This is a genomic window from Photobacterium kagoshimensis (assembly GCF_050337045.1).
Classification (GTDB): Bacteria; Pseudomonadota; Gammaproteobacteria; order Enterobacterales; family Vibrionaceae; genus Photobacterium; species Photobacterium kagoshimensis.
On the sequence record NZ_JAKJSO010000012.1, the window covers coordinates 264693 to 277501 of the forward strand.

A 12809-nucleotide genomic window follows, 5' to 3' on the forward strand; every position below is an offset into this window, starting at 1 on the left:
TCCTTAGCCGATTTTAGACACCTTCAATAACCGTTTTAAATCACGTAGCACGTCTTTTCCCTGTGCCAAGATCGCGTTTTTATCGCTCACCAAGGGGTACGCCATCATCACGTTTCCTAACGGATCTGCGATATAAATGGCTTTGGTGCCAAATTCAAACGTCTGCATTTGCGCAACCACATGGGGAGGAATAGACAGTAAATGGATACCAGCAAGGTGAGATTGTATTTCCGTCGACAAGCTGGCTTGTGCCGATTCAGCAATGAGTACTGTGCTATCGACCCGCGTTTGCCCCGCCCCCACGGCAACAGGCACTTGACGAAGGTTGAATAACGCGCCTTGGCAAGCACCGTCACAATGTTCAGGCAATAAATAAATTAACCGCCATTGCCCTTGTTCTCCGCCCCCGAGTTCACTCAACCACTGGGGCGTTAACGGTGAATCCAATAACTTACCGCGGTTAGTGATCCCACCTTGGTACCAATTCAAATCCAGTACCAATTTAGCCAACAACAGCGGCAACACAAATACACCTAACAGCAGTAACAACGCACTCCGTTTGCTTCCTTGTTTGCTCATGCTCTTGTCCTTTTTAACCACCAGAAGGCTAACCCTGAAATGGCAACCGCCATCAAAAACCACTGTACAGCGTAGGCGTAATGTTTATGCGGCCCCATCACAACCGGTGTCCAAGTTTGTTGCAGGGCCAACGCATTATCGGGATCGATTTGTAAAACCCACGGCTTGAGTGGTAAATCCATTTGTTGCGACAGCAATTGTAAATCAATCACCTGCACTCGCTGCGGCCATACTAAGGTCTCGCTTGGCGCGGCCAACGTCGGCATCTGAGACGGTGGGGCAATAATCCCTTCTACCCGTAATTCACCGTGGTGCTCTGGCAATACAGGCAGTTGTTCACGGTATGTCGGTGCAGCAATCCAGCCTAAATTCACCAACACCCAATCTCTGTTCACTTTCAGGGGATAAAGCAGGTGATAGCCAACTTGACCACGGTAAATCTGATTATCCAATAACACCGCGTAGCGATGTTCAAACGTCCCATGCAGGGTTAACCCATACCAGCGGGGATCGCTCGGTAAGCTTGCCAAACTGTAATACATTTGTTCGCTTCGGTGCTTTAAGGCATGGCTTAACGCCTCTTTTTCTTGCGCTCGTGTTAATTGCCATAAGCCCAACTTGACCAATGTCAGCATTACCGCCACAGTAAAAAGTATGAATCCGATCCGTCGCATACCACCTCTTATCAATCGGTTACTGCTAGCAGGAGTATTTACATGCTGATCAAAGCCCTTGTTGTTTGCTTATTGGTTTTCATTATTTTCAATTTGTTTCGTGCACTGCCAGTGATGCTCGGTAAGCGAGAAGGTGTGCGGTTTTCTCGCTATTTAGGCCGTCGACTATGGCTATCGGTGTTGGTGTTCGTCTTATTGCTGATCGGCATCGCCACAGGTTTAGTTGAACCTAACCCTCGCCCTTTTTAACCATGCACAAAACGTAAACTCAAAGAATATAAACAAAGGTAAATAACCCTAACCACACCACATCGACAAAGTGCCAATACCAAGCCCCCGCTTGAAAGGCAAAGTGCTTCTCGGCACTAAAATGCCCTTTGAGTACCCGACACCACACAATAAATAAAATGATGGTACCCAAGGTGACATGCAGGCCATGAAATCCCGTCAGCATAAAGAAGGTATTACCGTATATGCCTGAATCTAACGTTAGACCCATATCCTGATAAGCGTGAATATATTCCACCCCTTGCAGGTAAACAAACAGTCCTCCCAACAACACGGTTAACAACAGAAAGAGGGTCAAGCGAGGACGATTATCTTTTTCTAACGCAGTGTGCGCGATATGGACAGTGACCGACGATAACAACAAGATCAGCGTATTATATAAAGGGAGACCTAAAGGCCCCATCGCTTGGGTTTCGCCCCCACTCGGGGTTAAGATCAGCGGCCACTGGGCAATGAAATCAGGCCACAACACAGCATTGGTCATGGCGTTATTGCCCGCCCCGCCTAGCCATGGCACCGCAATCATACGGGCATAAAACAGCGCCCCAAAAAACGCAGCAAAGAACATAACTTCAGAAAAAATAAACCAGCTCATACCTTGGCGAAATGAGCGATCCAATTGTGCGCTGTATAACCCCCCCATCGATTCTCGAATCACATCGCGAAACCAACCTGTCAGCATAATAAGTAACAAGCCGACACCAGCCAGTAGTACCCAAGGCCCTTGCCCCGCCATGAGCCCCCCCACGGTTGAGCCAGCCCCGAGTGCAATCAAGAACAGTGCAATTGCCCCGACAATGGGCCATGCACTGGTCGCAGGCACATAATAGGCTTCGTGCTGCTGGCCTGAAGATGCGTCGGGGGGCGTAATTGTTTGATCGTGTTCGCTGTACGGGTTTGCCATTGTTATGACCTCATTGGGTTTGCGCAGTGTTTGTCGGCTGCGCGTCATACAAGGTGTAAGCCAAAGTCAGGGTATTAATGTCATCAGGCAGGTTCGGATCGATATAAAACACCAAAGGTAACTCTGCCGATCCCCCAGCCTCTAATGGTTGATGATTAAAGCAAAAGCACTGAATCTTATTAAAATACTGCGCTGCTAACCCTGGGGATACCGACGGCACGGCTTGTCCCACACTGGCTGCTGCTGTCAGGTTTTGCGCGGCATAAGCAATTTTATGGGTCTCACCTGGGTGGACTTCCATTCGAGTCACTTGCGGCGTAAACGTCCACTTCATGCCTGGATTGATGTAGGCGACAAACTCGACCGTGACCGTGCGACTGGTATCAATACGATTGGCAGCAGCCCTGGTCGGAGTCGATGAGGTTTTGCCATTGATCCCCGTGATATCGCAAAACACGTCGTACAAAGGCACAAGTGCAAACGCAAACCCAAACATTGCGATAGCCATCGCCACTAAAGACCACAGGGAGCGCTGCTTTTTCTTCGTTGCCGCTAGCGGTTCTTGATCTGCCATACCCGCCCCTAATCCACTTTCGGTGGCGTCGAGAATGTGTGGTGAGGCGCGGGTGACGGTACCGTCCACTCAAGGCCTTCCGCCCCATCCCATGGTTTGGCGGCGGCAGGCTCACCACCACGGGCACACTTAATGATGACGGCTAAGAAAATAAACTGTGATAAGCCAAACAAGAAGCCACCGATACTGACCACCATGTTCACATCAGCAAACTGCAGCGCATAGTCAGGAATTCGACGCGGCATGCCCGCCAGCCCAAGGAAATGCATCGGGAAAAACAGAATATTGACCGACACCACAGAGCACCAGAAATGCCACTTGGCGAGCCGTTCATCAAACATGTACCCGGTCCATTTCGGCAACCAGTAATACGCTGCCGCCATGATCGAAAATATCGCCCCCGACACCAGCACATAATGAAAATGCGCCACCACAAAATAGGTATCGTGATACTGGAAGTCAGCTGGGGTTATCGCCAGCATCAAGCCAGAAAAACCGCCAATGGTGAACAAGATAATAAAAGCGATCGCAAAGAGCATCGGCACTTCAAACGTCAACGAGCCTCGCCACATAGTGGCCACCCAGTTAAAGACCTTCACCCCCGTTGGCACAGAGATAAGCATGGTGCAGTACATAAAGAAGAGCTCTGCCGCCACGGGCATCCCAGTGGTAAACATATGGTGGGCCCAGACCAAAAAGCTCAAACCTGCAATCGAGGCTGTCGCGTACACCATCGAACTGTAGCCAAAGAGCTTCTTGCGAGAAAATGCGGGGATAATGGCAGAAATGATACCGAAACTCGGCAAAATCATAATATAAACTTCAGGGTGACCAAAGAACCAGAAAATATGCTGGAACATCACAGGATCGCCCCCACCCGCCGCATCAAAGAAGCTGGTGCCAAAATATTTATCCGTCAGTACCATGGTGACCGCCCCTGCGAGTACGGGCATCACAGCTATCAACAAAAACGCCGTGATCAGCCAAGTCCACACAAATAGCGGCATTTTCATATACGTCATGCCAGGCGCACGCAAATTCATAATGGTCACTATCACATTGATCGCCCCCATGATGGAGCTGATCCCCATGATATGCACCGAGAATACAAACAAGCCCGTACTGGCAGGACTGTACGTCGTTGAAAGTGGCGCGTAAAACGTCCAGCCAAAATTTGGACCTCCACCTTCCATGAACAAAGACGCCAATAACATGGCAAACGCAAATGGCAGAATCCAAAAACTCCAATTATTCATCCGTGGTAGCGCCATATCAGGCGCCCCGATCATCAGCGGTACCATCCAGTTTGCTAGGCCAGTGAAAGCAGGCATCACGGCGCCAAACACCATGATAAGCCCATGAACCGTGGTCATCTGATTAAAGAAATTGGGCTCAACCAACTGCAACCCGGGCTGGAAAAGCTCTGCACGGATCACCATCGCCATTGCACCGCCCGTTAAGAACATCGCAAAGCTAAACATTAAATACAGCGAGCCGATGTCTTTATGATTGGTGGTCAGCACCCAGCGCATCAGCCCTTTCGGCTGGTGGTGGTGATCATGATGTCCCGTCTCGTCATGCGGTGAATGCCCATTATTTGATGGCGTCGAATCTGGCTGCTCAACGTCGGTTTGCTCTCGTAACATATCCGTCATTGGTCTTGCTCCCTTTAAAGATTCTCGCCATTCAACACGGCTTGTACTTCGGCGGCTTGCACCGTATCGCCTGTATCATTGCCCCACGCATTCCGCTCGTAAGTGATCACGGCGGCGAGCTCCTTAAGACTCAGCTGAGGACCAAAGGCCTGCATTGCCGTTCCCGTCTTGCCGTGGACAACAATCGAAATATGCTCAAGTTTTTTACTTTTATCGACCGATAACCCTTGGCCCGCTAACGCAGGGAATGCACCAGGGATCCCTTGACCAGCCGCTTGGTGACACACCGCACAGCGAGCTTGATAGGTTTTCTCACCCAATGCCATCAGCTCATCCATTGGCATTTGCATATCCAACAAACGCTGCTCTTCTTCACGCGCTAGCTGCTGGGCCACCTTGGTGGTTTGCAGCCATTCTTCGTATTCCACTTGGGTTTTGGCAATCACCACTATCGGCATGAAACCATGGTCTTTACCACACAGCTCTGCACATTGGCCGCGGTAAATACCCGGCTCTTCAATGCGAGTCCACGCTTCATTAATAAAACCGGGGTTAGCATCTTTTTTCACCGCAAAAGCAGGCACCCACCAAGAATGAATAACGTCTTGTGAAGTAATCAGAAAACGGACTTTTTGCCCAATGGGCAGAATTAAGGGGCGGTCAACTTCAAGCAGGTAGTTATCGCGCTTTTCACGTTCGTTGGCGATCTGGGCGGGAGATGTCGCTAACAGCGAAAAATACTCAACTTCTTGGTCAAAATAGCGGTAATGCCACTTCCACTGCGAGCCTGTGATCAGCACGGTCAGATCGGGTTTGGTGGTATCTTCCATCGCCAGCAAGGTTTTGGTGGCAGGGATCGCCATGGCAATCAAAATCACAAACGGGATCAGTGTCCACAAAATTTCTACTTTGGTACTTTCATGGAAAGAAGCCGCCACTGCGCCACGCGATTTACGATGATGAATAATGGCCCAAAACATCACCCCAAACACGATGACACCAATCACGACACAAATGTAAAAAATGGTCATGTGCAGATCAAAAACCTGCTGGCTAACGTCGGTGACCCCTTGGGTCATATTAAGTGGCATGGTTTTCGTTTCGGCTGCAACTGGTAGCGCCCAAAAGGCAGCAAACAGCCCATAGAACAATTGGCGAATTGTCACCCCGATCCCTCCCCTGGTAACACCAACAAGACGATATCCCTAAGTGTGTAGACAGAAAAAACACCTTTCGCGCCACACAATTAACACTTTATTTACATTTAACTTAGGACATAATCGGGAGATAGGGCAATAAATTACCAGTTAAAAAATAGCGAGATCAACGAACGAAGCGCCACCCAAAATAGAATAATTTCAGGTGAAGACACTAGCAGGAGAAAGCTTTACAGACGGAAGTGAACCACGATAGGAGTCAGGCGATATTTTAAGCTGGTCATCTTTGCCACCCAGCGCTGCCATGATCGCCAACGCCCACAATGGTGGTCAAATGGGCTCTGACAGCTCACCAACTCCGCCCAAGGTAGCCAGTTAATAATTTGTTGAGCTGGATCGGCAAAACCATGTTGGTACTTTTCTGTGCCCATTTTTTGCGCCAACACCGAATCACAGGCATCACCCGCCAGCACCACACACGCTTCCAGCTTACTAAAATGACAACCTATGCGTTGTACAAACTGGGCGAGTTGGCCCTCGGTACAGTGGAGTAACGCTTGATCACACAGCAGCAAAACAGGAACGTTATTCATGGCAGGCAAAGCTTTGAGCCTGCTCAGATCTGTCACCGAGCCATTACGCATGGTATAGCGCTCACTTTTATGGAAAAGGCGCTCACGCCATAGTAAGTTTTCGTCGGTATCTAACTCGAACCAACGACATCTTCCGTTATCTAGGCGGTAAAATCGGGTATCTAGCCCAGCGCCAACATTGATGACGTAGCCATTAGGATTTCGACGTAAAAACTGCAAAACCACTTTATCGCATTGCAAGGTTAAGGTGGCGTGCAACAATTGGCGCTCGGTGATATTGCCCGATAGACAATCTGGCACAAGATGACATTGGCTACAGGCTGCTGCCGCAACAGGATCGTAGATCAACCCATTATCATCCAGACTTTCACGGCTGCGCAGCCACAGCGGCTGCAGTAATTTTGGTGGTATCTTGTAGCGAACAGGACTGGCCATGGCTTCTCATCTCCCTATGATCACTCTGATTGGCGAACGCACTCAATAGTGAATACAGCTGATGATAATAACTCTCATTAGCTTTTGCAAAGTTATTCTTCGCGAGCCATTAATGAAGCAGATAGGCCGAGCTAAGTTCTTAGGGCGCGGCAATAAAAAACGCCCGTCGGTATGACGAGCGCTTGATGAAAGTGAAGCGGTGAAGATGTGAGGCTGAAAATTACATCCAGTCGCTATTGCGAATAACCCCAACCGCAATACCTTCAATCGATAGGTGTTGCTGGCTAAGATCGACCACAATCGGGGAGAAATCTTCATTTTCAGCATGCAGTAATACCTGCGAGCCTTTTTTCTCTAAGCGTTTCACGGTGACATCATCGTCAACACGTGCCACCACAACTTGGCCATTGTGTACATCTTGGGTTTTGTGTACAGCCAGTAAATCACCATCCATGATGCCAATGTCTTTCATACTCATGCCATTGACTCGTAATAAGAAATCAGCACGAGGTTTAAAGAGTGAAGCATCCACTTCATAGTGTGTTTCAACGTGTTCTTGCGCCAAAATAGGCTCACCCGCGGCAACTTGACCGATAAGTGGTAACCCTTTCTCTTCTGGCTCATCATTGCTGGCAATCAGGCGAATGCCTCGTGAAGCACCCGGAATAATTTCGATCACTTGCTTTCGCGCAAGTGCTTTTAAATGTTCTTCTGCAGCATTTGCAGAGCGAAATCCGAGTTCACGGGCTATTTCAGCACGTGTAGGCGGCATTCCAGAATCTTCGATTTTTGCTTTGATTAGCTCAAAGACTTCTTGTTGGCGCGGCGTTAACGGCTTCATAGCAGACCCTGTCTTTTTATACAGTCACTGTGAGTATATCCAGTGTTAGCCTACTTGAAAAGATACTTGTTGGTTAAAACAGCAATTAACTTTAACCAACCGTATATCCCCACGGAATCAGCGGCTGGAATACATTATTAACCGCTATAATTTAGTGAGCGCCTTCACTAAACAATTAGTTAGTGAATCTGAAAAGCAAAAATGTCACCTTTGCCATCTTCTGAGTGATTTTAGCTGCAAGATTACGCCTGTTTAATGATATCCTTGCCTCGTTAAAAAACCGAGGCTAGTTAAAGACATGTCAAGTTGGCAGAAATTTTATCAAAAAACACTCAATTTGCCGCTTTCTCTGCTGGTTAAAACGCATTCAATTCCGTCTAACCCAGTAGAAGATTTGGCGTTAGACTTAGCGCGTCCTATCATCTATATCTTACCTTTCCGTTCAACAACAGATTTGGTAACACTACGTCGCAGTACAAAAGAGCTTGGCCTTCCAGACCCTCTCGCGCCGCTCGAAATAGGTGATCGCACATTCAATCGCTTTGTCTTTGTCGCAGATGCTCCAAGTATTTTTGGCAGCGATGGTGAATTACCGCCGTCGTCGCTTACCCAGTTCACAGAACTGCTGGAACTGCATAAACAAGATGCTGAACTCGATATTCAGCTGATCCCTGCATCTATTTTATGGGGTCGTAAACCGGGGAAAGAAACCAACCATAAACCTGTTCTGCGCGCCCTAAACGGCCCAGAAAAAATGTTTACGGTATTGGCCCATGGCCGAGACTGCATGGTGCGCTTAAGCTCACCAGTATCACTGCGCTACATGGCTGATCACCACGGCATTGATAACGCGATTGCGCACAAGCTAGCGCGAGTAGCTAAAATCCACTTCTCACGCCAACAATTGGCCGCTTCTGGTCCGAAATTGCCCGACCGCCAGCTGCTCTTTAAGCGCCTATTAGCGTCGAAAGCGATTGAAAAAGTGGTCGAAGAAGAAGCGCTAAGCCGTGACGTGCCGATCGAGAAAGTACGCAAAGAAGCCGTCGATATGATGGAAGAAATTGCGGCGAATTTCTCTTACTCGCTGATCCGACACGGCGAGCGTATTCTGGGTTGGTTCTGGAACCGCTTGTACCAAGGCTTGAACATTCACAATGCTCAGCGTGTGCGTCAGTTAGCACAAGACGGCCACGAAATTGTGTACGTCCCTTGTCACCGTAGTCACATGGACTACTTGTTGCTGTCGTATGTCTTGTATAAAGAAGGCTTAGTGCCGCCACACATTGCGGCGGGTATTAACCTGAACTTCTTCCCAGCTGGCCCGATTTTCCGTCGTGGCGGTGGTTTCTTCATTCGTCGTAGCTTTAAGGGTAACCGCCTGTACTCCACGGTTTTCCGTGAATACTTGGCCGAGCTGTTTGCCAAAGGCTACTCGGTTGAATACTTCAGTGAAGGTGGCCGTTCACGTACGGGTCGTTTGCTCCCGGCTAAAACGGGCATGCTGTCGATGACCATTCAAGCCATGCTACGTGGCCTAAACCGCCCTGTTACCTTAGTACCTGTGTACATAGGTTACGAACACGTGATGGAAGTCAGCACTTACGCCAAAGAGTTGCAAGGTAAGCGTAAAGAGAAAGAGAACGTCGGCCAAGTGCTACGAACCTTACGCAAACTGCGTAACTTCGGCCAAGGTTACGTGAATTTCGGCGAACCGATCCCGATCAATCAGTACCTGAACGATCATGCACCTGATTGGCACAAAGATATCGATCCCATTGAACCGCAGCGTCCACACTGGTTAAACCCTGTCGTGAACAGCCTTGCAGTGAAAATGATGACCCACATTAATGATGCGGCAGCCACCAATGCCCTGACCTTATGTGGTCTTGCACTATTGTCATCGCGACAACGTGCGTTAAGCCGTGAAGAGCTCGAGCAACAAGTTACTTGTTACTTGGAGTTAATGCGCAATACGCCATACTCAGAGCAAAGCACAGTGCCTTCGGAAGATGCTGCCGAACTGGTTGCTCACGCGATCGAGATGGATAAATTCTTGGTTGAACGCGATGCATTGGGTGAGATCATCTCACTGGATCGTCAACAATCAATTTTGATGACCTATTACCGCAACAACATCATTCACTTGTTTGCGCTGCCATCGTTAATTGCTCACATCGTGGTGCAATACCAAACGCTGACAGTTGATGAAATTCACGAGCAAGTTGAAAAACTGTACCCATTCTTAAAAGCAGAGCTATTCCTACGCTATGAAAAAGAAGAATTAGGGGCAGTGATTGATGAGCTGATTGCAGAGCTGGTTCGTCAACGTCTACTACTCAATGACGGCGTGCACATCTCGATGAACAATGCCCGCATTGGTCCACTGCAACTGCTGGCGCGCACCATTTCTGAAACGCTGCAACGCTATGCGATTGCACTAACGCTACTGCGTGCTGAACCGCAAATGATGAAGAGCGATTTAGAACAGCAAAGCCAGATGATGGCACAGCGTCTAAGCCGCCTACACGGTATCAATGCACCAGAGTTCTTCGATAAAGGTGTATTCGCGACACTGGTGAAAACGCTGCGTGAAGAGGGCTACCTCAACGAAGAGTGCCATGCAGTGTCTCGTCCCGTAGAAGAGTTGGCGGATCAATTGGCTAGCATGGTTTCACCTGAAGTGAAGCTCACCATTCACGCGGTTATTAGCCGTGAAGAGCGTGAAGTCACTACCGATTAGCCCTGCTAATCACGATCATCTAAAGCCGCTCTCGAGCGGCTTTTTTTGTGTTTGATATTCGATTACAGCGCATTTTCAGACTGTGAACACGCTTTTGAGCAATAGGCACACCATAGCTAAAAAGCTTATAACCAACAGATTTATATAAAGAAAAGTAGTCACTTATTTTCAGATGTACAGCGTTGGCGCTTTTAGTTCACGCTAACCCTAAAGCTCTTTTCTTTCGCCCACAGATCAACAAAGACAAAAAAAGCACCCTGAGGTGCTTTTTAATTTACTGACTAACCCGTGCTAAATACGGCTAAAAACAAACGCTCCAGCCAATGCCAATACACACCAGCATACCCACGTAGTTATTATTCAAAAATGCCTGAAAACACGATTCACGCTCGCGATCACGCAGTAATAATTGTTGATAGACAAACAAGCCAGAAGCCAACAATAAGAACCAGTAATACACTTGGCTCAGCGACAACACCACCCCGACGGCTATCAGTAAGACCAAGGTTGCAAACTGCAAACCGCCGACGATCATCTTGTCAAAACGACCAAATAAAATCGCGGTCGACTTAATACCGACTTTTAAATCATCATCACGGTCAACCATGGCATATTGCGTATCGTAGGCAATCGTCCAAGTAATATTAGCTAAAAACAACAACCACGCCGCTGGCGGTAACACCCCCGACTGGGCTGCGTATGCCATCGGGATAGACCAACCAAACGCCATTCCTAGCACCAGTTGCGGTAAGTGAGTATAACGTTTCATAAACGGGTAAGCTGCCGCCAATAACAGCCCAACCACCGACAACATGATGGTGAGCGTATTCATGGTCAGTACCAATAAAAACGACACCAGCACCAGTAAGCCAAACAAGCCTAAGGCTTCGCGCTCTGAGACTTTCCCCGAAGGCATCGGACGATGAGCCGTACGCTTTACATGGCCATCAAAATTACGATCGGCGAAATCATTAATCACACAGCCTGCGGCCCGCATAAAAATCACACCGAGCACAAAAACAATCAGCACTTCCCAGTTAGGAAAGCCGTCTGCGGCAAGAAACAGCGCCCATAATGTTGGCCACAGTAGCAACAAACTACCAATAGGCCGATCAAAGCGGGCAAGTTGACAATACGCTTTCGCCTTAGTCATTGCTAACATTGACTCTCCTTGGTGTAGATCGGGGCCTGAGCCAGAAACAATTCAGCCACCAGCAAAGGTTTTTCGTTTATCCATAAGCGAGAACGACGCGCCCACAAGGGCTTTTCTGTCGTACCGACATTAGCAACCTCTAGCGCATCACGACGAGCGCTACGATCAGTAAACACACGAAAGCCCAGCGGCATCTCGCCTAATTGTTCGAGGTCACTTTCCTGCCCTGTTAGCGTGGAAATCGGGATCAAGGTCCGTGCGAAAACCCAAGGTTGACCATCACCTTGTAATATCACTTTCCGCATCAGGCAGTCAGCATCTCCAATCAATGCGCGCTCGTCATCTTTCAATGCAGAACGAGGAATCTTAACCTGCTCGATCAAAGACACGGTAAAAGCGTCACAATGGCGCTGAAAGCGACGTGACAATGACTCCTGTTCAAGCAACCAATGCCCGATTTCGGTGCCCTCAATGCCTAAGTGATCTGGTAATTGCCACTTCGCACCATCTAATAGGGGTTTGTACAACTGCTTGAATTTCGACATTTTTCCAAATCAAATTCTGCCAAGCATCCATAAAATAGCTTGGTAGAATGTGGTTAATTTATTACCATAAAGAGTCACTATTGTAGCAAGCTGTAACGGGTACGAATATCGTTACGATCGAAAGAAAACGATTCCTAGCAGTAAATCCCCACAAACTGATGAATATTATGATGAAATCAAAACTCGTTAACCTTGCACTACTTCTAACTTGTATGCTGTTTTCCCCACTTTCTCTTGCTGAAGCGGAAAGTGCACAAGCGAAGCCGCAGTATTCGTATTACACGTTAGCGCCCGATATTACGACCAACTATGTCACCCAGGGTAACCGCTTAGGCTACCTGCGCCTTCAAATTGATCTGATGGTGATCGACCCAAGCTTGGTCAAAATCGTAGAAGAACACTCACCACTGATCCGTGATGCGATTATCACCATTATCGGCCGACAACCAGAGGCGAAAGTGAAATCATTGGCAGGCCGCGAAGAAATTCGCCAAGCATGTCTCGACACGGTGAATGAGCTATTAATTGCCGAAACCAATCAAAAACTGCTGACAGAACTACTATTTACCAAGTATTTGTACCAGTAACCCCATCTCCTTGTGGTTAGTAAGAAACGCCAAAGGCACTCCAAAGAGTGCCTTTTTTGTTTTTATCAGCCTAAACGGTTTAGT

Annotated in this window: 13 protein-coding genes; 3 read left to right on the forward strand and 10 right to left on the reverse strand. The window is 48.2% G+C overall.

From position 1 onward, the window contains the following. Positions 1-3: 3 nt before the first annotated feature. Both L4C35_RS10635 and L4C35_RS10640 read right to left on the reverse strand, forming a co-directional pair. On the reverse strand, positions 4-579 hold the full coding sequence (locus L4C35_RS10635; RefSeq protein ID WP_428462835.1) for a cytochrome oxidase: 576 nt from the start codon (positions 577-579) through the stop codon (positions 4-6). After that, positions 576-1253, reverse strand: coding sequence for an SURF1 family protein (locus tag L4C35_RS10640; RefSeq protein WP_428462836.1), 678 nt, complete (start codon positions 1251-1253; stop codon positions 576-578). The genes L4C35_RS10635 and L4C35_RS10640 overlap by 4 nt, the downstream gene beginning before the upstream one ends. A 42-nt stretch (positions 1254-1295) precedes the next feature. Between L4C35_RS10640 and L4C35_RS10645 the strand changes: the two genes are divergently transcribed. Next, positions 1296-1502, forward strand: coding sequence for a DUF2909 family protein (locus tag L4C35_RS10645; protein WP_428462837.1), 207 nt, complete (start codon positions 1296-1298; stop codon positions 1500-1502). 19 nt (positions 1503-1521) lie between these two features. Here L4C35_RS10645 and L4C35_RS10650 read toward each other — a convergent pair whose 3' ends face one another. From L4C35_RS10650 to lexA, 6 genes are all read right to left on the reverse strand, one after another. Further along, positions 1522-2445, reverse strand: a complete 924-nt coding sequence (locus L4C35_RS10650) for a cytochrome c oxidase subunit 3 (protein ID WP_428462838.1) — start codon at positions 2443-2445, stop codon at positions 1522-1524. Between the two features lie 10 nt (positions 2446-2455). Continuing rightward, the gene (locus L4C35_RS10655; RefSeq protein ID WP_428462839.1) at positions 2456-3019 is read right to left on the reverse strand and encodes a cytochrome c oxidase assembly protein; all 564 of its coding nucleotides are present in this window, start codon (positions 3017-3019) and stop codon (positions 2456-2458) included. Positions 3020-3027: 8 nt separating this feature from the next. After that, a complete protein-coding gene (gene ctaD, locus L4C35_RS10660; RefSeq protein ID WP_428462840.1) occupies positions 3028-4674 on the reverse strand; it encodes a cytochrome c oxidase subunit I in 1647 nt (548 codons plus the stop codon). Between the two features lie 14 nt (positions 4675-4688). Continuing rightward, the gene (gene coxB, locus L4C35_RS10665; protein ID WP_428462841.1) at positions 4689-5840 is read right to left on the reverse strand and encodes a cytochrome c oxidase subunit II; all 1152 of its coding nucleotides are present in this window, start codon (positions 5838-5840) and stop codon (positions 4689-4691) included. A 221-nt stretch (positions 5841-6061) separates the two neighbouring features. After that, positions 6062-6859, reverse strand: coding sequence for a class I SAM-dependent methyltransferase (locus L4C35_RS10670; protein WP_428462842.1), 798 nt, complete (start codon positions 6857-6859; stop codon positions 6062-6064). Between the two features lie 220 nt (positions 6860-7079). Next, a complete protein-coding gene (lexA, locus tag L4C35_RS10675; protein WP_428462843.1) occupies positions 7080-7700 on the reverse strand; it encodes a transcriptional repressor LexA in 621 nt (206 codons plus the stop codon). 298 nt (positions 7701-7998) lie between these two features. Between lexA and plsB the strand changes: the two genes are divergently transcribed. Beyond that, complete coding sequence (gene plsB, locus L4C35_RS10680) at positions 7999-10440, forward strand: glycerol-3-phosphate 1-O-acyltransferase PlsB (protein WP_428462844.1); 2442 nt, start codon at positions 7999-8001, stop codon at positions 10438-10440. Positions 10441-10741: 301 nt separating this feature from the next. Here plsB and ubiA read toward each other — a convergent pair whose 3' ends face one another. Together ubiA and L4C35_RS10690 are read right to left on the reverse strand one after the other, a co-directional pair. Next, positions 10742-11602 carry a 4-hydroxybenzoate octaprenyltransferase gene (gene ubiA / locus L4C35_RS10685; protein ID WP_428462845.1) on the reverse strand — a complete coding sequence of 287 codons (861 nt, stop codon included), beginning with the start codon at positions 11600-11602 and terminating at the stop codon, positions 10742-10744. Beyond that, positions 11596-12138, reverse strand: coding sequence for a chorismate lyase (locus L4C35_RS10690; RefSeq protein WP_428462846.1), 543 nt, complete (start codon positions 12136-12138; stop codon positions 11596-11598). The genes ubiA and L4C35_RS10690 overlap by 7 nt, the downstream gene beginning before the upstream one ends. 167 nt (positions 12139-12305) lie before the next feature. Here L4C35_RS10690 and L4C35_RS10695 point away from each other — a divergent pair, with 167 nt between their 5' ends. Next, complete coding sequence (locus L4C35_RS10695; RefSeq protein WP_428462847.1) at positions 12306-12725, forward strand: flagellar basal body-associated protein FliL; 420 nt, start codon at positions 12306-12308, stop codon at positions 12723-12725. The last annotated feature ends 84 nt before the right edge of the window (positions 12726-12809 follow it).